Source organism: Pseudomonas sp. NBRC 111127, assembly GCF_001320345.1.
Lineage (GTDB): Bacteria > Pseudomonadota > Gammaproteobacteria > Pseudomonadales > Pseudomonadaceae > Aquipseudomonas > Aquipseudomonas juntendi.
In genome coordinates, this window is sequence record NZ_BCBD01000344.1 from 1 (window position 1) to 652 (window position 652).

General features: G+C 58.9%; 1 protein-coding gene. It reads left to right on the forward strand.

The window, feature by feature from the left end:
• Window positions 1-652: immunoglobulin-like domain-containing protein (locus APH30_RS29275; protein ID WP_371262949.1), on the forward strand; the 652-nt coding region annotated here is incomplete at both ends.

Below are 652 nucleotides of genomic sequence, written 5' to 3' on the forward strand. Positions count from 1 at the left end.
AGGACGAAGGCAAGATCACTGTCAGCATCACCAAGGCCGAAGTGGTCGGTGAGCAGCTGGAAAACCTGCAGATCGGCCAGCCTGCGTCCGTAGCTGTGACCGATACGCAGAGCCCGGTTACTGCTCAGCTCACTGTGGATAACACCACTGTGGCCGAAGGTGGCAAGATCACTTACACCGTGACCCTGGTCAGCGCCGATCCGAGCTTGCCAGTGACCAACCACAAAGGCCTGACCTTCACCCTGACCGACGGTACCATCGTCACGGTCAAAGCCGGTGAATCGGTCGGCACCACCACCGTCACTGCGCCAGACAACGTCTACGTCAACGATCCAGTCACCATCACTCAAGGCCTGACCAAGGTCGAAGGCGCCGGTGCCGATCAGTTCGAGCAGCTGAACCTGGGCAAGGATACTGTCAACACAGTAGTCACCGATGAGCCAGGCACTCCGGGTAACCCGGGCGGCAACAACGAAGGTGACTTGGTCAAAGTCACCATCGTGGCCGATCAGGTTTCGGTCAACGAAGCCACAGAACCTACCTTCACCGTCACCCTGAACAAGGCTTTGGACAAGCCATTCACCGTAACCCTGAGCACCGGTGCCACCCTGACCTTCGCGGCAGGTGAAACCACCAAGTCCTACGCCGCTCC